Raw genomic sequence first — 17,874 nt, forward strand, 5'->3', positions numbered from 1 at the left:
GGTCTGCGCGGGAGCCTGCGTGCCTTGGGTCTGCGCGGGAGCCTGCGTGCCTTGGGCCTGCGCGGGAGCCTGCGTGCCTTGGGCCTGCGCGGGAGCCTGCGTGCCTTGGGCCTGCGCGGGAGCCTGCGCGCCTTGGGCCTGTGCGGGAGCTTGTTGACCCTGGGCCTGTGCCTGGCCCTGGGCCTGCGCGGGAGCCTGCGTGCCTTGGGCCTGCGCCGGAGCTTGGGGGGCTTGGGTTTGGGCAGGACCTTGCGAACCCTGGGCCTGCGCCGGGGCTTGTGGGGCCTGGGCCTGGGGCTGGGTGCCCTGGGCTGGGGTTTGCGGGGTTTGGGTCTGCGGCCCCTGGGCGGCCTGTTGGGCTTGCAGGAGGGGTTGCAGTGACTGGATGCCCATTTGGAGCTGGATGGACTGGAGCTGCTGTTGGAGGAGCTGATTCTGCAGCCTGGTGACCTCGAGCTGGTCCTGGATCTGTTGCAGCGCCTGGGCGATCTGGCCCGACTGCTGGGTTTGCTGCTGGCCCGGCTGCTGGGTTTGGCCTGTTGGAGCGCCCGGGCGGCCGCCGGCGCCGAAGACGTCGGTGATATGGCCCCGCGCCATGGCCCTCAAATCCGCTTTCGTGAAGTGGCGCTCCCCGATGGACGCGAGCAGGTCACCGTCCATCCGTTTGACGTCCTTCGCAAATTGGCCCAGGGCGCCCTTGAGCACGTTCTTGCCGCGCCTGGCGGAGCCCCGGCGGTTCTGTCCGGTCGCTGACTGGAGGCGATCGGCGATGCTTTGCTGCAACTGCTGGGACAGTGCGGCGCTCTGCGGCCCGCCGAACGTCGCGGCGAAGTGGCTCTGGAGGATCAGCTGCACCTCGGCCTGGGTCACGTTAGCGAGGTCGATCTGCCGGCGCAGGGCCGGATTCATCCGTTTCGCGTCGCGTTTTGCCTGGTTGAGCGCGCCCTTGAGCCGCCAGGCGCCACGGCGGGTGTTCAGCGCGCGGGAAACGTTGTTCGACATGCGGCGGAGCCGGGAGGGTTCCGGGGAAGGCGTGCTCATGGCTCTCCTAGTCGATGTAGACCGCGTAGTTGACCCCGACCGCGATCGTCAGCGGGTCCTTGCTGGGCTTGTTGCTGTAGAGGTGGAACTGCGCCCCCGGCCGCAGCCAGACAGCCAGATGCCGCCGTCCCGCGCCGGCGCCGGGATCCCACTCGTCGGCGAAGTCCGGGCTGCTGTCGTTGCCGACGTAGTCCGGCTCGCCCCAGTGCCGGGTCGCCAGCGCGAGGTGCTCGGGCCAATGCGCGTCCAGGCCGGCCTCGGCAGCCGCGATATCGTCCGGGCCGATGTCGTACGCCGACCAGCCGCTGTCCGGGCAGTCGGAGAAGACCAGGCCGTCGAAGACGATCATCGTCGTACCGCGGGGAGTGGTGAATCCCCAGGAGACCATCTCGTCCGCGATCACCTCACCCGGTTGCAGCGGCCACGGCTGCCACGACGTGTTCGCCATCACCCGATGGACGAGCGCACGGACGACCTGCGGGCCTGAGTCGTCGTTGTCCGGGCCGGCGATAACGGTCCAGTCCCGAATCTCGGCGAGGTCCGCCATCGCCAGGTCGTCCTGGTCCAGCGGCCGGGTTTGTGTCTTCATCCGGCGTCGTCGTCCTTCCGTCTCAGCCTGCATTGACCAGGGCAACCACTTCAGCAACTCCATGACGCCCCCCGGGGACTGCACTGGCTTCCGCGGAGGCAATCACTGACCGCAACGGTAAAGCCCCGCGTGGGTCAGTCGCCAGCGGGTTCGACGCGCCTGTGGACAACCTGGATCCCTCGCTGACCGAGCCGGTTCATCTCACCTGTGGACGGCGCCCGCCGGACCGATCAGACCAGGCCGTACGCTGGTTCGGTGAACACGGAACACCACTACGGCTTCGAGACGCTCGCCATCCACGCCGGAAACGAGCCCGACCCCACCACCGGTTCGGTGGTGCCGCCGATCTACGCGACCAGCACGTACAAGCAGGACGGCGTCGGCGGGCTGCGCAACGGTTACGAGTACTCCCGGTCGGCGAACCCGACCCGGACCGCGCTAGAGGAGTGTCTCGCCGCGATCGAAGGCGGCAACCGCGGCTTCGCGTTCGCCAGTGGTCTCGCCGCCGAGGACACCCTGATCCGCTCGCTGTGCGTGCCGGGTGACCACGTGGTGTTCCCCGACGACGCGTACGGCGGCACGTTCCGGCTGTTCGCCAGGGTGCTCGGCACCTGGGGGGTCGAGATGACGCCCGCCGCGGTCACCCACCCGGCGGCGATCCGCGCCGCGATCCGGCCCGGCAAGACCAAGGTGGTCTGGCTGGAGACGCCGACCAACCCGCTCCTCAACGTGGCCGACATCGCCATCGTGGCCCAGATCGCGCATGACGCGGGCGCCCTGCTGGTCGTCGACAACACCTTCGCCTCGCCGTACCTGCAGCAGCCGCTGGAGCTCGGTGCCGACGTGGTCGTCCACTCGACCACGAAGTACATGGGCGGTCACTCCGACGTGGTCGGCGGTGCGCTGATCGTCCGTGACACCGAGCTGGCCAACCAGATCGCCTTCCACCAGAACGCGATCGGCGCGGTGGCCGGCCCGTTCGACGCCTGGCTGGTGCTGCGCGGTATCAAGACCCTCGGCGTCCGGATGGACCGGCACAGCGACAACGCCGAGCGCGTGGTCGAGTTCCTGCAGCGGCACAAGTCCGTCACCCAGGTCCTCTACCCGGGCGTCGACGGTCACCCCGGGCACGAGACCGCCGCCAAGCAGATGAAGCGGTACGGCGGCATCGTGTCGTTCCGGGTCGCAGGCGGAGAGCCGCAGGCGATCGAGATCTGCAACAAGGCGGAGGTCTTCACCCTGGGCGAGTCGCTCGGCGGTGTCGAGTCGCTGATCGAGCATCCGGGCAAGATGACGCACGCCTCGGTCGCCGGTACGCCGCTGGAGGTGCCGGGCGACCTGATCCGGCTCAGCGTCGGGATCGAGACCATCGACGACCTCCTCCTGGACCTCGACCGCGCGATGGCGTAGCGCATGGGCAGCCTCGTGGTCGCGGTCGACTTCGGGTCGACGTTCACGAAGGCGATCGCGGTGGACTTCGGCTCGGGCGACCTGGTTGCCCGGGCCGAGCACCGGACGACGATCGGCACCGATGTGATGGACGGCTGGTACGCCTGCCGGGCCGTCCTCGAGGAAGCTGATCGCGGGATCGCGAAAGCCGAGGTGATGGCCTGTTCGAGTGCCGGTGGCGGACTCCGGATCGGTGTCGTCGGCAACGAAGAGCTCGTCACCGCGGAAGCCGGCCGCCGGGTCGCGCTGTCGAGCGGTGGGCGAGTGGTTGCCGTCGTCAACGGTGGGCTCACGGCGACCTCGCTCAAGGCCCTGCGCAAGGACCGCCCGGACGTCGTCCTGTTGCTCGGCGGCACCGACGGTGGAAACAAAGCCGTGCTGCTCAAGGCTGCCGAGACATTGGCGAAGTACAGCTGGCGCCGACCAGTCGTTGTCGCGGGCAACATCGAGGCCCGGACGGAGATCGGCGAGACACTTGGTGCCGCGGGCGTGCCGCATGTGCTCGCGGACAACGTCGTACCCGAGATCGGGGTGTTCGCTCCGGACGGGGCCCGGGCCGCGATCCGGGAGATGTTCCTCGCCCACGTGATCGGTGGCAAGAACCTGTCCAAGGATCCGTCCTTCGCGCGGATGGTCCGGGCCGCGACGCCGGATGTCGTACTGCGGGGAGTCGAGGTGCTCGCCGGGTTGCACGGTGATGTGGCGGTGGTGGACATCGGTGGGGCGACCACGGACGTGCATTCGGTGATCGAGCTCGATCCGGAAGACGCCAACCTCGGGCGTGAGGTGGTCGCGCCGCATCCGGTGACGCGGACCGTCGAGGGCGATCTCGGCATGCGATGGAGCGCGATACCGGTGATCGCGGCCGGTGTCGACGCCGGGCTGGTCCCGGACGACGAGTCGTTCCGTGCAGCCGCGTTGCGCCGGCACGACGATCCGTCGTACCTGCCGGACACCGCGATCGAGACGTCGTACGACGAGACACTCGCGAGAATCGCGGCGACGGTCGCGCTACGCAGGCATGCGGGCCGGCAGCGGATCGTGTTCGGGCCGGGCGGACGGGTGATCGAGCGGTCCGGGAAGGATCTGCGCGAGGTGGATCTGCTGGTCGGGTCCGGGGGAGTGCTGCGGCACAACGGGCCCGACGTGGCGGCGCGGATCCTCGGGTCCGTGGCGGCGAACGCGCAGGAGGAGGGCTGGCTGGTCCCGGAGCGCGCGGCGATCGGCGTCGACATGGACTACGTCCTGGCCGGCGTCGGCCTGCTCGCCGACGTCGACCCCACCGCAGCCGAGGGGCTCGCCCGCCGCATTCATGGAACGGTCCGCGCCGGGCACTAGTCTCGACAGCAAGCAAGCTGCGGAGGTGCGATGAGCGAGGTGGGGCGGGACGACCGGGTCGGCGCACCTGAGGCCGATGTTCCCAAGGCCGATGTTCCTGAGGTCGGCGGTGACAAGCCGAGCCCGGTAGCGGACAACGACGTGCTGGAGTCCAGCTCGGCCGACCATGTGGTGGCGGCCTCGAGCCGCGGGCGGGTGGACACCGGGGTGACGCCGGGGATGCAGATCGCCAGTGCGTGGGCCTGGCGGTTCCTGGTGATCGTGGCCGCGGTGCTCGTGATCGGGTACGGGATGCGCTACCTGTCCGAGGTGGTCGTCCCGGTGACGGTCGGCGTACTGCTCACCGCTCTGCTGGTGCCGGTGACCAACGGCCTGCAGCGGATGCGTATTCCGCGTGGACCGGCGGCCGGCATCACGGTGCTCGCCACTGTCGTGCTGGTGGCCGGTCTGCTCACGATGGTCGGTACGCAGATCGCCAGCCAGTTCGAGAGCCTGTCCACCCAGGTGGGCGAGGGGGTTCAGAGGCTGCGCGACATCGCCAGGATCAACTTCGGCCTCGACGACCAGGACATCACCAACGCTTTCAACTCGCTGCGCGACGAGATCACGTCCGGCGGTGCGCTCGGCCAGCGAGCGGCCGAGGTCGGGACCACCGCGACGCACGTCGTCGCCGGGTTGTTCATCGCGCTGTTCTGCCTGTTCTTCTTCCTCTACCAGGGGGAGCAGATCTGGGGCTGGCTGGTCCGGCTGTTCCCCCGGCAGGCACGGCAGAAGGCCGACTCGTCCGGCCGGAAGGCGTGGGTCTCGCTGACGGCGTTCGTCCGGGCCACCATCGTCGTCGCGGCGGTGGATGCGATCGGCATCTCGCTCGGTGCGGCGATTCTCGGCCTGCCGCTGGTCAGCGCGATCGGGATCCTGGTCTTCGTCGGCGCGTTCATCCCGGTCGTCGGTGCGCTGATCAGCGGTGTCGTCGCGGTACTGGTCGCACTGGTTGCCAAGGGCCCGCTCGTCGCGATCATCATGCTGGCGGTGGTGATCGGCGTCCAGCAGCTCGAGGCGCACGTGCTGCAGCCGTTCCTGCTCGGGCGCGCGGTGGCCGTGCACCCGCTGGCCATCATCCTGGCGATCGCGACCGGTGTCGTCGTCGCCGGGATCGTCGGCGCGCTGGTCGCCGTACCGACGGCTGCCGTTCTGAACGCCATCGTCAACCACCTGGCCGGCAACGACGTCGATCCCGAACCTCCGCGCCGCCAGCTACCGCGCCGAAAACAACCGTCACCCGAGGTCGTCGACGGCTAGCGCCGGTACGACGAAACGGTTCACCCGCAGGTACGACGAAACGCCGCCGGGCTGCTCAGCTGAGCAACCCGGCGGCGTCAGGTCCACAGACCAGCCAGGGCAGGTCAGCCCTTGCCGATGCCGCCCTTACCGCGTTCGGACGGGTTGGTCGTGCGCTGCGTGGCGGCCGCCTCGCCGGCACCCGTGCCGGTGGCCTGCGTTTCGGAGTTCTGCTCCACCTTGATCGTCGTGGACGGGGCCGGCCTGGACGGGTCGTTCGCCAGCGTCGCCGCCACCATCTCCTGGGACTTGGGCAGCTTGCTCTCGGGCGACGTCACCTCGTTGGCCCCCTCGTGCATCTGCCGCGGAGTGATGCGGACGGCGGCCATGGCGACCATCACCCGCGGATCCGAGCGAACGGCGTCGTACATCTGCTTGACGTTCTGCGCCACGAACTGCCTGGCGTTCGCCGGGGCGTTCCGCACTGCTTCCCATCCCGCCTTCGCCCATCGGCTGGTGGCATTCGCCGCTTGCCCCACTGCTTTCCGGAGCTGCGGCGTCGCGGCAACAACGGCACCTGCAGCCAATGCTGCGGTCGTCGCGTAGTTTCCCGGGTTCGCGGCGACCGCGTCGGCGTACTGGCTGGCCCACCCTCCGACGGCGTGAGCAGCGTCCGTCGCGACGCCCCAGGTCTGTACGGCCCAGCCGGAAGCCGTGCTGATGGCCTCCTGTGCACCCTGGACGGCTGCGTCGTACCGTTCGCCGGCTTCGCGGGCGACGTCTTGGCCGAACTGCTGCAGGCCGTCGACGGCGGCGTTGTACCGTTCGCTGGCTTCGCGGGCGACGTCTTGGCCGAACTGCTGCAGGCCGTCGACGGCGGCGTTGTACCGTTCGCTGGCTTCGCGGGCGACGTCTTGGCCGAATTGCTGCAGGCCGTCGCGGGCCGCGGTGTACTGCTCGGCGGCGTACTGTCCGAACGCGGTCGCCTGGTCGCCGGTCCAGCGGCCGACATCGCCGATCACGGCCTGACCCTGGTCCGAAGCGACTGCTGCTGCCGCGGCCGCCGTGCCGACGTACGGCGCAGCCCGGCGTGCGCGCCCGCCGCCTGCCTGCGCATCGACTTGCTGCTGAAGTGCTTCGAGTCGTGCCTGCTGCTGCGCGTTGAGTGCAAGCTGCTGCTCGTAGAACTCACGCTGGTGCTCGGCGAACGCCATGAACACGTTTACCTGTTCCTCCGAGAACTCCCTGCGGCCGAGAGCCTCGCGCAGGGCGTCCGACGGCCCCGGTCCTTCGGATGGGTTGGTCACATTCGCTCCTAGTCGAGGTAGACCGTGTAGTTGATGCCGACCGCTGGGGACAGCGGGTCCGCCGTCGGCAGGTCGCTGTAGAGGTGGAACTGCGCGCCAGGACGCAACCAGATCGCCAGGTGGCGCTTGCCGAAGCCAGCGCCCGGTGAGAACTCGTCGACGAACTCCGGATTGCGGTAGTCGCTCGCCCAGATCGGCGGGCCCCAGGTCTTCACGCCCAGCTCGAAGGCGGCTGGCCAGTGCTCGTCGAGGCCGGCTTCGGCCTGCGGGATGTCCTCAGGCTGCAGGTCGTACGCCGACCAGCCGCTGTCCGGCACGTCGGCGAACACCAGGCCGTCGAACACGATCATGGTCGTGCCGCGCTGGGTCTCGAACCCCCAGGACTGCAGCTTGTCGAAGTTCGTGGCCGGCTCGGCCGACCAGGGCCTCCAACCGGTCGCGGGCGTGACTCGGTCGACCAATGCCTTGACGACCTCGTACCCGGTCCCGGCTGACTCAGGCCCGGCGACTTTGGTCCAGTCGGCGACGTCGGCGAGGTCGGCCATCGCGGCCGCGTCCAGGTCGAGAGGCCTGTCCTTGATCTTCATGCGAGGGTGTGTCCCCTTCGTCCTCGGCTGGCTGCCTGCAGCCGAAACCCTAGGGCCCGGCCGGGGTCATGACACCGCCGTTGCCAGGCGCAACAGAAGCTGAACAGAAGGCTTCCCGGCCCAGACCAGAACGGCCTGGACCGGGCGCATGAGACTGCCTAAAGGCTGTTGCCGCCCTTGCCGGGGGTGCGCTGCTGCTGCTGCGAACCGGTCTTCGGACGTTCGCCGGCACTGGTGGCGCCCCGTGCCTGGCCCGGCTCGACGCGTGGCACGTACGCAGCCCGGAGAGTGGCGGCCAAATCGCCGAGTGCAGGTGAGCTGGCCGGCCGGACGGTCCCGGCGGCCGCCGCGGCGCCCTGCGCGATCCGGGTCAGGGCCTCGGGTGAGACGGTGCTGTTCGCGCCGGTACCTGGCCGGACGTCGTTGTTGGCCAGCAGGTCGCGCTGGGCGCTGCGGTGGTTCCGCCGGGCGGTGACCTCAGGTGCTGGTGTCGTCATGCCCCCTCCTCGTTGAGGTAGACCACATAGTTGATTCCCACCGACACGGACAACGGGTGCAAGGTCGGCTTGTTGCTATACAGATGGATCTCCGCTCCCGGTGGTGTCCAAACCGCCAGATGACGGCGATCGGCGCCCGCACCGGGTGCCCACTCATCGACGAACCCGGGGGTGTTGTCGGTTCCGACGTACGCCGGTTGTCCCCAGTGCTTGCGGGCCAGGTCGAACTTCGTCGGCCAGTGCTCGTCCAGGCCCGCCGCCGCGGCGCCGAGGTCGTAGGGCTCGATCGCGAACGCGACCCAGCCGCTGAACGGGCTGTGCGGCAGGATCTGGTCGTCGTACACGGCCATCTCGGTGTTGCGCCGGGTCAGGAAACCCCAGCCGTCGAGCTGGTCGTCGATGACCGTCTTACGGTCGATCGGCCACGGCCGCCAGCCGGTCGCGGACTTGACCCGCTTGATCAGCGTGCGGACCGGTTTCGGACCGGTCTCACCCGTATGCGGACCGCCGACCCGTCGCCAGTCGCGCACCTCGGCGAGGTCCGCCATCGCGTGGTCGTCGTCGTCCAACGGGCGATCCAGTGTCTTCATCCCCAGATTGGTCCAATCGATCTGCGTATCACGTTGTCAGGGCAACCTAGGGCTCCGCGGGGTCAGAGCGGCAGTCCGTCTCACCCACCAGAACGCAGAGGGCCTCACCGGTTGCCCGGTGAGGCCCTCCGCTCAGCAGACTGCTGCCGTCAGTGCATCGAGGCGGCTGCGGAACTCTCCACCGACTCCTCCGGCTTGGCGCCGTCGGAGCGGCCGGCCAGCCGCTGCTCCGGGGTGATGACCGCGATGACGAGCGCGATCGCCAGGAACGGCAGGGAGACCAGGAAGACGTCGCCCATCGCCTCGACCAGGCCCTGCAGTGCCCACCCCTTCATCGGCTGCTGCAGCGCGTGCAACGCGTCGACACTGTTCGCCGCCTTGGCCAGCCCGTCGACCATCGACTGGGTCGCGTGCGGGACGATATCGGTCAGGTGGTCCTTCAGCCGGCTGGTCAGTACGGCGCCGTACACCGCCGTACCGATCGCGCCACCCATCGACCGGAAGAACGTCATCGTCGAGGTCGCGGTGCCCATGTGCTGCCGGGGCACGCTGTTCTGTGCGGCGGTGACGGTGATCTGCATCGACAGGCCCAGGCCGGCGCCCATCACGAACATGTAGATCGCCAGGTGCCAGTACGGCGTGCTCATGCTGAGCGTGGACAGCAGCACCATCGCGCCGCCGACCAGCACCGCGGAGATGATCGGGAACACCTTGTACCGGCCGTTCCTGCTCATCAGCTGGCCGCTCGGGATCGAGGCGGAGAAGATACCGACGATCATCGGCAGCAGGGCCAGGCCGGAACGGGTCGGCGACATGTCCTTCACCGCCTGCAGGTACAGCGGCAGGAAGATCAGCGCACCGAACATCGCGAACCCGAGCAGGAACGCGAACCCGGCGTACCCGGAGAAGATCCGGCCCTTGAACAGGTCCATCGGGATGATCGGCTCGGACACCTTCAGTTCGACGAAGACGAAGCTGACGGCCAGTACGACGGCCGCGGCCAGCAGCGCGATCGTGGTGGTGTCGCCCCAGCCGTTGTCCGGGCCGCTCCAGGAGACCGCGAGCAGCAGCGAGGTGACGGCCGCGGTGACCACGGTGGCGCCGAGGTAGTCGATCTTGTGCGACCGCTTCACGTGCGGGAGCTTCAGCACGGCCGCCACGATGCCCAGGGCAACCAAACCGATGGGCAGGTTGATCCAGAAGATCCAGCGCCAGCCCGGGCCGTCGGTGAGCAGGCCGCCGAGCAGCGGGCCGGCCACCGAGGACAGGCCGAAGACGGCACCGAAGTACCCCATGTACTTACCGCGCTCGCGCGGCGGGATCACGTCGCCGATGGTGGCGAAGGCCAGCGACATCAGACCGCCGGCACCGAGGCCCTGGACGGCCCGGAAGCCGATCAGCATCTCGATGTTCTGCGCCAGCGCGGACAGCACCGAGCCGGCCAGGAAGGTGACGATCGCCGCGATGAACAGCGGGCGGCGGCCGTAGAGGTCGGAGATCTTGCCCCACAACGGGGTGGAGGCGGTCGAGGTCAGCAGGTACGCCGTGACCACCCAGGACAGCTTGTCCAGACTGTTGAACTCGCTGACGATCTGCGGCAGCGCGGTCCCGACGATGCTCTGGTCGAGCGCGGCCAGGAACATGCCGGCCATCAGGCCGCCGAGGACGACCAGGATCTGCTTGTGGGACAGGTACTGCGGGGTGTCAGGATCGGGTGCAGGCGCGGCGCCGCCGGCGGTGGCGGGCTCGGTCGTGCTCATCTGGTGTTCTCCAGGTTCTCGTCGGTGTGTTCGCGGGCGGCGGGACCCCCACCGGGCGCGAAATCTTCGGTACGGCGCTCGCGCCGCAGACGGGGCGCCACGGCGGCCCACCCCTTGTCCGCCCAGGTCTTGTCGGTGGCGGGGTCGGTCAGGTTGGCGACCCCGTCGGCGAACCGGGTCATCAACCGCTCGAAGGTCTCGATGTCCTCCTCGGGCCAGCCGTCCATGGCCGCGCTGAGCAGCTCCATCCGGCGGCGGGCGCTGGACTCCCACTGCTCGACACCCTGCTCGGTCAGCTCGACCCGAAAGGCGCGGCCGTCGTCGGGGTCGGGGGAGCGGCGGATCAGGCCGAGCTGCTCCAGCGCCCGGACATGCCGGCTGGCGGTGGAGGCGTCGAGCTCCATCCGCGCGGCGAGGTCGGACAGCCGGAGCGCGCCGCTGCAGCGCAGCACGAACAGCGCGACATGGGCGCTGTGGTCGAGTGTGTCGCCGGGCTGCTTCGCCTTGAGCCGGCGGCCGATCCGGGTGAACGCGTGCATGACCCCCTCGATCGGGGTCTGCGGAGAGTACGCGTCGTTTACTTGCATGCTGCAAGCATATGCATGCTTGCGTGATACACGCAAATGAGTTTCCGCGGCTGTTGACTGAGCCGCCACTCACTGGCGCTCCGTGGCTAGCCGGTCACAGCGGGTGGACAGGGGAGAATCGGCGCGGACGGTTCGGCGGCGACAGGAGGCTGGCGGGATGGCGCAGGTGGCGGTGGTGACCGGGGGCGGTTCGGGCCTCGGGCGGGAGATGGCACTTGCGCTGGCGGCAGCCGGATTCGAGGTGATCATCACCGGCCGCACCGAGCAGAAGCTGCGTGAAACCGCCACGGCGCGTGGGGTGGAGTTTGCGGTGCTGGATGTGGCGGACGGGTCCGCCGTACGGGCGTTCTTCGGAGGGCTGGAGCGGATCGACGTACTGGTGAACAACGCGGGCACCGGTGCGCCGGCGGCGCCGGTTCAGGACGTCTCGGAGGAGGACTGGCGACGGGTCGTCGACACGAATCTGACCGGATCGTTCCTGTGTGCGCAGGCCGCGTTCGCGCTGATGTTGCGGCAGGATCCGAAGGGCGGGCGGATCATCAACAACGGGTCCATCTCGGCGCACGCGCCGCGGCCGCACGGCATCGCCTACACGGCCAGCAAGCACGCGATCACCGGCCTGACCAAGGGGCTCGAGCTGGAAGGCCGCGCGCACGGGATCACCGCCTGCCAGATCGACATCGGGAACGCCGCCACCCCGATGACCGAGCGGATGGAGCAGGGCGTACTGCAGGCGGACGGTTCGGTCGCTGTCGAGCCGACGTTCGACCCGAAGATCGTGGCGGACTTCGTGGTGCGGATCGCCCAGTTGCCGACGTCGGTCGCCGTACCCACGCTCACCGTGATGGCGGCCGGCATGCCGTACGTCGGCCGCGGCTGATTGGTCGCAAAAGAACAAGAAACTGTCGGCCGATCCCTCTAGGGTCGAGGGCGTGAGTGAGCAGCGGGAGTCCCTGGTCCATGTCCGCGGGCTGCGGAAGTCGTACGGCGACTTCGAGGCGGTCCGCGGGATCGACCTGGATGTGTGGCGCGGGGAGGCGTTCGGGTTCCTCGGGCCGAACGGCGCGGGCAAGTCGTCGACGATGCGGATGATCGGCGCGGTCTCGCCGGCCAGCGGCGGGACGCTGCGCATCCTCGGCATGGACCCGGCGACCGAGGGGCCGTCGATCCGGGCCCGGCTCGGCGTGTGCCCGCAGGACGACACCCTCGACACCGAGCTGACCGTCCGGGAGAACCTGACCGTCTACGGGCGGTACTTCGGGCTCAGCCGCGCCGAGTGCCGGCTGCGGGCCGACGAGTTGCTCGAGTTCGTCGCGCTGACCGACAAGGCGAACGTCAAGGTCGACGAGCTGTCCGGTGGGATGAAACGGCGGCTGACGATCGCCCGGTCGCTGGTGAGCAAGCCCGACCTGCTGCTGCTCGACGAGCCGACAACCGGTCTCGACCCGCAGGCCCGGCACCTGTTGTGGGACAAGCTGTTCCGGCTGAAGCAGGCCGGCGTCACGCTGATCATCACCACCCACTACATGGACGAGGCCGAGCAGCTGTGCGACCGGCTGGTCGTGATGGACGGCGGCCTGATCGCGGCCGAGGGTTCGCCGGCCCAGCTGATCCGCGAGTACTCGACCCGCGAGGTGACCGAGCTGCGATTCGCGCCGGACGTGATGCAGTCCGACCACGACGCCCTCGCCGGCAAGGTGGAGGATCTGGCCCACCGCATCGAGGTGCTGCCGGACCGTCTGCTGCTCTACACCGACGACGGTGAGCACGCGGTCGCCGCCGTCCACGAGCGTGGTCTGGAGCCGGCGGCGGTTCTGGTCCGGCGTTCCACCCTCGAGGACGTGTTCCTGCGGCTGACCGGCCGGACGTTGGTGGACTGATGACGCTCGCACTGGAGAACGGTCGACGCCAATTCGACTACTGGCTGACCGTCTACAAGCGGACCTGGAAGGGCACGCTGGTCAGCAGCTTCCTGCTGCCGCTGCTGTACCTGGCCGCGATGGGGATCGGGCTCGGTTCCTTCGTGGACAGCAATGGGACCGGCGCGTTGGGCGGTGTGAGCTACCTGCAGTACATCGCGCCAGGCTTGCTCGCCTCGACCGGACTGCAGATCGCTGTCGGCGAGGCGACGTACCCGGTGCTGAGCGGGCTGAAGTGGCAGAAGTTCTATTACTCGATGATCGCGACGCCGTTGCGGCCGGCGGATGTCGTCTACGGTCAGCTGGCGTTCATCGCCTTCCGGGTGACCAGCACCTGCCTGGTGTTCCTGGTGGTGATCACCGCGTTCGGTGGGTTGGAGTCGCCGCTGGGCCTGCTGGGGTTGCCGGTCGCGTTGCTGGTCGGGATGGCGGCCGCGGCTCCGGTCGCGGCGTACGCGACGAAGCTGGAGAACGACGCCGGCTTCGCGATGATCTTCCGGTTCGGGGTGGTGCCGGCGTTCCTGTTCTCCGGCGCGTTCTTCCCGGTGTCACAGCTGCCGAACTGGATCGAGTGGCTCGCCTACGTCAGCCCGTTGTGGCACGGCGTCGAGCTGTCCCGCGACCTCAGCCTGGGCACGGTCGATCCGTGGATGGCCCTGCTCAACGTCGGCTACCTGTCCGCCTGGTTCGCCATCGGCACCTGGCTCGCCGTCCGCGGCTTCACCAGAAAGTTGGTCGGCTGATGGGGACGCTCACCGCACGGGTCGTTCCGGTGCCGCTGCGCCTTGGCGGCGGTCGGCACATCGTGGAGCGCAACTTCGTGATGTATCGCCGGTCGTGGGTCGTCTTCCTGTCCGGGTTCTTCGAGCCGGTGTTCTACCTGCTGTCGATCGGTGTCGGGGTCGCCCAGCTGGTCGGTGACTTCACGCTGTCCGACGGCACCCGGATCGGGTACGCCGCCTTCGTCGCGCCGGCGATGCTGGCCAGCTCGGCGATGAACGGCGCGATCTTCGACTCGACGTACAACATCTTCTTCCGGATGAAGTACGCCAAGCTGTACGACTCGATGCTGGCCACGCCGCTGCGGCCGTGGGACATCGCGACCGGTGAGGTGACCTGGGCGCTGCTGCGTGGGGCGTGTTACTCGGCGATGTTCATCCTGGTGATGTTGTTCATGGGCCTGGTGTCGTCGTGGTGGGCGCTGGTCGCACTGCCGGCCTCGGTGCTGATCGGGTTCGCGTTCGCCGGCGCCGGGATGGCGCTGACCACATTCATGCGCAGCTGGCAGGACTTCGAGTTCGTGCAGCTGGCGATCATCCCGATGTTCCTGTTCTCGGCCACCTTCTACCCGGTCGAGACCTACCCGGACGCGATCCGCTGGCTGGTCGAGATCACCCCGCTCTACCAGGGCGTGGTCCTCGAGCGAGCCTTCACCACCGGCACCGTCAGCTGGTCCCTGCTGATCAACATCCTCTACCTCGCCACCATGGGCACCCTCGGCATGTACGTCGCCTCCCGACGCCTCGGAAAGCTCCTGCTCAAGTGAGTCACCTAGTGTGACGATCCGGAACCGGTAGGTTGTGGGTGGCGTCCGAATGGCATGATCCGGCCGGTGCGGAATCCGATGGGGGTGTTGCGGCGGCGGGCCGAGTTGAAGGCGCCGCGGGAGCGGTTGCCGGGTGGGCGTCGGCGGTGGATCCGGTCGTCGATGGACTGGCTGGTCGCCGAGTTCGGGCGCGACGTACTGCTGCGGCCGATCGTGGTGCCGTCCGAGCTGATCCCGGCTGGGTATGACGGTGGGCTCACCGCGGCGGAGGCGTTGTGTGCCCGGGTCGCGGAGCGGATGGACCTGCCGTCCGGGCAGTGCGCGCTCAACTTCGGGCTCGTCGCGGGCGACGTACGGCGACCGGCGTATCGGGGAGTGGTGAAGGAGCAGTCCGGTCGGTGGGTCCGCGGTGCCGAGCGCAACGAGATCCAGCTCGCGCCGGTGCTGGCCGCCGATCCGGTCGCCCTGGTCGCGATCTTCGCTCATGAGGCCGGTCACGAACTGCTGCTCGGCGGCCGCCGGATCTCACCGGCGCACCGGCCCGACCACGAGCCCCTGACCGATCTGCTCACCGTGTTCTACGGGCTCGGCATCTTCACGGCGAACGCGGCGTACGACCGGCGTCCCCGGCCGAACGGCCGAGGCAAGCAGTCACTCGCCCGTGGCTACCTGCGCGAGGCGGCCCTGTCCGAGGCCCTGGCGCACTACGCCCGCCTCCGCGGCGAGCGCCACCCGACCTGGGACCGCCACCTCGATCCACCGGTACGCCGGTTGATGCGCAACCACCTCGCGATCCTGCACAAGTGACCGGCTACTGCGCCAGCAACTGTCGTAGCCACCACATGGCGCCGCGGAACATGGCCTCGCTGCTCGGTCCGGAGACGTGATCCGGCAGATGCAAGGACGTCATCGTCTGATGCAGCGCGCCCAATTCCCCGGCCAGCTCGAGTGCCCGGCGCAAGTCCGCAGGCGACGCGTACTCCTCCCACTCGGCCAGATAGGCGTCCTTCACCCGCGGATCGGTCGAGAGGGGTGAGCGCTCCTCGAAGAATGTCACCAGATCGAGGAAGGGGTGGGACACCGCCGCGTCGGTCCAGTCGAACGCCAGCACCCTGCCGTCCCGTACGGCGAGGTTCCGCGGGTGCAGGTCACCGTGCAGCAGCGTTTCCGGTACGCCGATCGCGGCCAGCTCGCTGATTGCGGCACGCAACTCTTCAGCGCGCTGCGGGAGCAGCGCGCGTTCGCCCGGGTCGAGCTGATCTGTCGCCGGGTTCGGTCCGAGCAGCCGGTCCAGCTCGGCATCCAGTACGACGAGCCGGCGGTCGACGCAACTGAACTCCAGCAGCCGATCCGTCTGATCCGCGAAGCTGCGCTGCAACCTTGCGTGCCTCCGCACGGCGTCGATCCAGACCGAGACATCCGGCTGGTCGGCCAACGAAGCTCCGAGGTCGGGCAACAGCATCCAGGCCCGCTTCTCGTCGATGACCAGGGGCGCCGGCACCGTGCCGGGTCGTTCCTCGGAGAGCATCTTCAGCAGCAAGGGCTCATGCGCGAACAACAGCGGCAACGCATCCACCCGAGCCGGCCGGATCGTGCTGGAGTGAGCGACAGCCTTGAAGTACACGTCGCCCTGAGCGGTCGGACAGCGCAGGACATTCGACAACGCCCACGACCTCACCTGTGTCGTCGGGCCGGTCCGCGCCGCGCCTGCTGCGTCGAGCTGTTCGTCGATCCACGGCAAGGCCTCGGCGTACCAGCCAGGCATCGTCCACGACGGCGTCACCGGAGAGTCCGCAGGCAGGGCGAGGTGCTCGCGAGCGGCGGCGACTGCCGGATCGTCGTGGTCGCGCACCCACCGGGTGCCCGCCGGCGCCGCGCCGACCGAAACCATCAGGTACGTCGTCGCGCCCGGCCGATCGTCGAGACAAGTGAGCACGTAGGCATCGATCTCCAACTGCTCCCGCAGTGCCCGCGCCACTGTCTCGGCATCTGGAAACCAGAACCTCTCGGTGACTTCCACCTGCGGAAGGCCCGAAGGCAGCAGCAGGACAGCCTCGTCGGACGCGCGCATCACCACAGCCGTGACCGCCATGGAACCCCTCTCGCCAACTTCCCGGAGCCTATTCGGTCCGCGTTGTCGGCGCACCACCTTCAGGCGGTCGTAGGGTGTTGGCGTGATCGATGCCAAGGACATCGCCCGGGCGGCGGATCTGCTGCATGACGTGGTGGCGCCGACGCCGCTGGAGTACTCGCGGTGGCTGAGTGAGCTCGTCGGCGGGGACGTGTTCCTCAAGTGCGAGAACCTGCAGCGGACCGGTTCGTTCAAGCTGCGCGGCGCGTACGTCCGGATGGCCCGGCTGAAGAAGGCCGAGCGGGCCCGCGGGGTGGTCGCGGCCAGCGCGGGCAACCACGCGCAGGGGGTGGCGCTGGCGGCGCAGTTGCTCGGGATCAAGGCGACCGTGTTCATGCCGCACGGCGCGCCGATCCCGAAGGAGAAGGCGACCCGCGCGTACGGCGCCGAGATCCGCTTCGCCGGGACGTCGATCGACGACTGCCTGCGGGCGGCTCGTGCGTTCGAGGCCGAGACAGGTGCGGTGCTGATCCACCCGTTCGACCACCCCGACATCGTGGCCGGTCAGGCAACGACCGGGCTGGAGATCGTCGAGCAGTGCCCGCAGGTGCGGACGGTCGTCGTACCGACCGGAGGTGGTGGACTGGTCGCCGGGATCGCGTCGGCGGTGCAGCGCGACGGGCTGCCGATCGAGGTGGTCGGCGTCCAGGCGGCCGGCGCCGCGGCGTACCCGGCCTCACTCGCGGCAGGTGAGCCGATCCAGCTGGCCGACATGTCGACGATGGCCGACGGTATCGCCGTCGGACTGCCGGGCAAGGTGCCGTTCGAGGCGATCCAGCAGTACGTCGGGGAGATGCGCACGGTCGGCGAGGATTCGTTGTCCAAGGCCCTCTTGCTGGTCCTCGAACGCGCGAAGCTCGTGGTCGAGCCGGCCGGCGCCGCCGCGGTGGCCGCCGTACTGGACGAGCCGGCCCGGTTCAAGCCGCCGGTCGTGGTGGTGCTGTCCGGTGGCAACATCGACCCGCTGCTGCTGATGCGGGTGATCCGGCACGGAATGGCGGCGGCCGGCCGGTATCTGTCGTTGCGGGTGCGGATCCCGGACACGCCGGGCGGCCTGGCGACGCTGCTGACCCAGCTCGCGACGCTGGAGGCGAACATCATCGAGGTGCTGCACGAGCGCATCTCCGAGACGCTGAATCTGGACGAGGTCGAGGTCGCTCTGCAGCTCGAACTGCGGGGTGAGGAGCACCGCGAGCGGGTATTGGCCAGTCTGACCGGCAACGGGTACACGTACACGCTGAACTGAGGAGTCCGC

Annotated in this window: 18 protein-coding genes; 9 read left to right on the top strand and 9 right to left on the bottom strand. The window is 69.0% G+C overall.

Features of this window, described 5'->3' with window-relative positions; all coding sequences use genetic code 11:
- Nucleotides 1-1,041, bottom strand: a 1,041-nt coding sequence (locus AB0F43_RS14370) for a hypothetical protein (protein WP_360475312.1), incomplete at its 3' end; no start/stop codon positions are given.
- A 7-nt stretch (nucleotides 1,042-1,048) separates the two neighbouring features.
- Nucleotides 1,049-1,630, bottom strand: coding sequence for a hypothetical protein (locus tag AB0F43_RS14375; RefSeq protein WP_360475315.1), 582 nt, complete (start codon nucleotides 1,628-1,630; stop codon nucleotides 1,049-1,051).
- A 255-nt stretch (nucleotides 1,631-1,885) separates the two neighbouring features.
- Between AB0F43_RS14375 and AB0F43_RS14380 the strand changes: the two genes are divergently transcribed.
- From AB0F43_RS14380 to AB0F43_RS14390, 3 genes are read left to right on the top strand one after another with little or no spacing between them, the layout of a single operon-like run.
- A complete protein-coding gene (locus AB0F43_RS14380; RefSeq protein WP_360475318.1) occupies nucleotides 1,886-3,040 on the top strand; it encodes a cystathionine gamma-synthase in 1,155 nt (384 codons plus the stop codon).
- 3 nt (nucleotides 3,041-3,043) lie between these two features.
- A complete protein-coding gene (locus AB0F43_RS14385; protein ID WP_360475321.1) occupies nucleotides 3,044-4,417 on the top strand; it encodes a glutamate mutase L in 1,374 nt (457 codons plus the stop codon).
- Nucleotides 4,418-4,447: 30 nt separating this feature from the next.
- Nucleotides 4,448-5,716, top strand: a complete 1,269-nt coding sequence (locus AB0F43_RS14390) for an AI-2E family transporter (protein WP_360475324.1) — start codon at nucleotides 4,448-4,450, stop codon at nucleotides 5,714-5,716.
- Nucleotides 5,717-5,820: 104 nt separating this feature from the next.
- Here AB0F43_RS14390 and AB0F43_RS14395 read toward each other — a convergent pair whose 3' ends face one another.
- From AB0F43_RS14395 to AB0F43_RS14420, 6 genes are all read right to left on the bottom strand, one after another.
- Nucleotides 5,821-7,002, bottom strand: coding sequence for a hypothetical protein (locus AB0F43_RS14395; RefSeq protein ID WP_360475327.1), 1,182 nt, complete (start codon nucleotides 7,000-7,002; stop codon nucleotides 5,821-5,823).
- 8 nt (nucleotides 7,003-7,010) lie between these two features.
- Complete coding sequence (locus AB0F43_RS14400) at nucleotides 7,011-7,589, bottom strand: hypothetical protein (protein ID WP_360475330.1); 579 nt, start codon at nucleotides 7,587-7,589, stop codon at nucleotides 7,011-7,013.
- Between the two features lie 158 nt (nucleotides 7,590-7,747).
- Nucleotides 7,748-8,086: a hypothetical protein gene (locus tag AB0F43_RS14405; RefSeq protein ID WP_360475333.1), complete on the bottom strand. Its 339-nt coding sequence runs from the start codon at nucleotides 8,084-8,086 to the stop codon at nucleotides 7,748-7,750.
- Nucleotides 8,083-8,676: a hypothetical protein gene (locus tag AB0F43_RS14410; RefSeq protein ID WP_360475336.1), complete on the bottom strand. Its 594-nt coding sequence runs from the start codon at nucleotides 8,674-8,676 to the stop codon at nucleotides 8,083-8,085. Before AB0F43_RS14410 ends, AB0F43_RS14405 begins: the two co-directional genes overlap by 4 nt.
- Nucleotides 8,677-8,825: 149 nt before the next feature.
- Entirely contained in the window at nucleotides 8,826-10,436 is a 1,611-nt protein-coding gene (locus AB0F43_RS14415) for an MDR family MFS transporter (protein WP_360475338.1), read from the bottom strand.
- Nucleotides 10,433-11,023, bottom strand: a complete 591-nt coding sequence (locus tag AB0F43_RS14420) for a MarR family transcriptional regulator (protein WP_360475341.1) — start codon at nucleotides 11,021-11,023, stop codon at nucleotides 10,433-10,435. The genes AB0F43_RS14415 and AB0F43_RS14420 overlap by 4 nt, the downstream gene beginning before the upstream one ends.
- Nucleotides 11,024-11,180: 157 nt before the next feature.
- On the opposite strand from AB0F43_RS14420, the gene AB0F43_RS14425 reads away from it, so the two are divergent.
- From AB0F43_RS14425 to AB0F43_RS14445, 5 genes are all read left to right on the top strand, one after another.
- Nucleotides 11,181-11,903 (top strand): SDR family oxidoreductase, encoded by a 723-nt coding sequence (locus AB0F43_RS14425; protein WP_360475344.1) that lies wholly within the window; start codon nucleotides 11,181-11,183, stop codon nucleotides 11,901-11,903.
- Nucleotides 11,904-11,955: 52 nt separating this feature from the next.
- Nucleotides 11,956-12,903, top strand: coding sequence for an ABC transporter ATP-binding protein (locus AB0F43_RS14430; protein WP_360475347.1), 948 nt, complete (start codon nucleotides 11,956-11,958; stop codon nucleotides 12,901-12,903).
- Nucleotides 12,903-13,685, top strand: coding sequence for an ABC transporter permease (locus tag AB0F43_RS14435; protein ID WP_360475350.1), 783 nt, complete (start codon nucleotides 12,903-12,905; stop codon nucleotides 13,683-13,685). The genes AB0F43_RS14430 and AB0F43_RS14435 overlap by 1 nt, the downstream gene beginning before the upstream one ends.
- Complete coding sequence (locus tag AB0F43_RS14440) at nucleotides 13,685-14,488, top strand: ABC transporter permease (protein ID WP_360475353.1); 804 nt, start codon at nucleotides 13,685-13,687, stop codon at nucleotides 14,486-14,488. Before AB0F43_RS14435 ends, AB0F43_RS14440 begins: the two co-directional genes overlap by 1 nt.
- 66 nt (nucleotides 14,489-14,554) lie before the next feature.
- Nucleotides 14,555-15,295 carry a hypothetical protein gene (locus AB0F43_RS14445; RefSeq protein WP_360475356.1) on the top strand — a complete coding sequence of 247 codons (741 nt, stop codon included), beginning with the start codon at nucleotides 14,555-14,557 and terminating at the stop codon, nucleotides 15,293-15,295.
- 4 nt (nucleotides 15,296-15,299) lie between these two features.
- Here AB0F43_RS14445 and AB0F43_RS14450 read toward each other — a convergent pair whose 3' ends face one another.
- On the bottom strand, nucleotides 15,300-16,580 hold the full coding sequence (locus AB0F43_RS14450; protein WP_360475359.1) for an aminoglycoside phosphotransferase family protein: 1,281 nt from the start codon (nucleotides 16,578-16,580) through the stop codon (nucleotides 15,300-15,302).
- An 82-nt stretch (nucleotides 16,581-16,662) separates the two neighbouring features.
- Between AB0F43_RS14450 and ilvA the strand changes: the two genes are divergently transcribed.
- Entirely contained in the window at nucleotides 16,663-17,865 is a 1,203-nt protein-coding gene (gene ilvA, locus AB0F43_RS14455; protein WP_360475362.1) for a threonine ammonia-lyase, read from the top strand.
- Nucleotides 17,866-17,874: the final 9 nt, after the last annotated feature.

This window comes from Kribbella sp. NPDC023972 (assembly GCF_040639075.1).
Classification (GTDB): domain Bacteria; phylum Actinomycetota; class Actinomycetes; order Propionibacteriales; family Kribbellaceae; genus Kribbella.

Coding starts and splice junctions, on each gene's coding strand:
- AB0F43_RS14390 (WP_360475324.1), top strand. CDS start 4,448: ATGAGCGAGGTGGGGCGGGACGACCGGGTCGGCGCACCTGAGGCCGAT.
- AB0F43_RS14375 (WP_360475315.1), bottom strand. CDS start 1,630: ATGAAGACACAAACCCGGCCGCTGGACCAGGACGACCTGGCGATGGCG.
- AB0F43_RS14425 (WP_360475344.1), top strand. CDS start 11,181: ATGGCGCAGGTGGCGGTGGTGACCGGGGGCGGTTCGGGCCTCGGGCGG.
- AB0F43_RS14420 (WP_360475341.1), bottom strand. CDS start 11,023: ATGCAAGTAAACGACGCGTACTCTCCGCAGACCCCGATCGAGGGGGTC.
- AB0F43_RS14415 (WP_360475338.1), bottom strand. CDS start 10,436: ATGAGCACGACCGAGCCCGCCACCGCCGGCGGCGCCGCGCCTGCACCC.
- AB0F43_RS14410 (WP_360475336.1), bottom strand. CDS start 8,676: ATGAAGACACTGGATCGCCCGTTGGACGACGACGACCACGCGATGGCG.
- AB0F43_RS14385 (WP_360475321.1), top strand. CDS start 3,044: ATGGGCAGCCTCGTGGTCGCGGTCGACTTCGGGTCGACGTTCACGAAG.
- AB0F43_RS14450 (WP_360475359.1), bottom strand. CDS start 16,580: ATGGCGGTCACGGCTGTGGTGATGCGCGCGTCCGACGAGGCTGTCCTG.
- AB0F43_RS14435 (WP_360475350.1), top strand. CDS start 12,903: ATGACGCTCGCACTGGAGAACGGTCGACGCCAATTCGACTACTGGCTG.
- AB0F43_RS14405 (WP_360475333.1), bottom strand. CDS start 8,086: ATGACGACACCAGCACCTGAGGTCACCGCCCGGCGGAACCACCGCAGC.
- AB0F43_RS14400 (WP_360475330.1), bottom strand. CDS start 7,589: ATGAAGATCAAGGACAGGCCTCTCGACCTGGACGCGGCCGCGATGGCC.
- AB0F43_RS14440 (WP_360475353.1), top strand. CDS start 13,685: ATGGGGACGCTCACCGCACGGGTCGTTCCGGTGCCGCTGCGCCTTGGC.